Source organism: Streptomyces sodiiphilus (assembly GCF_039529215.1).
GTDB classification, from domain to species: domain Bacteria; phylum Actinomycetota; class Actinomycetes; order Streptomycetales; family Streptomycetaceae; genus Streptomyces; species Streptomyces sodiiphilus.
This window is the reverse complement of sequence record NZ_BAAAMJ010000092.1, coordinates 1-530: the sequence shown is the minus strand read 5'-3', so window position 1 is coordinate 530 and position 530 is coordinate 1. Positions and strand designations below refer to the sequence as shown.

At 67.7% G+C, this 530-nt stretch carries 1 protein-coding gene; it reads left to right on the top strand.

Features of this window, described 5'->3' with window-relative positions; translation table 11 throughout:
* Positions 1 to 293: 293 nt before the first annotated feature.
* A partial coding sequence (locus ABD299_RS24730) for a hypothetical protein (protein ID WP_344266964.1) occupies positions 294 to 530 on the top strand: 237 nt, incomplete at its 3' end.

Sequence of the window (530 nt, the reverse complement as noted above, 5' to 3'; positions counted from 1 at the left end):
GTCGTGCAGGGCCAGCAGCCGCACCCAGGCGTCGAGATCACTGGCGAGGTTCGCGGCGAGCATCCAGCCGCGGTTCACTTCCCAGGAGGCGGAGGGCAAGTTGTCCAGTCCCGTCGCCTTGTTGGTGCGCACCCGGTCCTCGACGCCGGCATGCGAGCGGTGCAGCACGTCCAGGAACTGGCTGTGGCCCGAGCCTGCGATGCCTCACACGTGGCGGATGTTGGTGGCGGTGATGCAGTACCGCCAGCCGGTCTTCTTCCCAGGAGGCGGTCAGTTTCTTCAGGTGCCGGCGGGTGGGCCTGACGCGCCGCACGATCAGCGGTATGCCCTCCGGCCAGCCCTCGCGGGTGTTCAGCGCGGTCAACTCGGCGACGAAGCAGCCCTCCTGGAGGCTGCCGTCCTGGTGCACGGAGGTCTCCCAGGCGGCCTCGGGCAGGCGGACGATGGCCTTCTCGTCGTCTTCGGTGATCTTCGTGCTGCACTTGCGTGATCATGCCGATCTCGCTGCGACGACAGCAACAGCAACGACG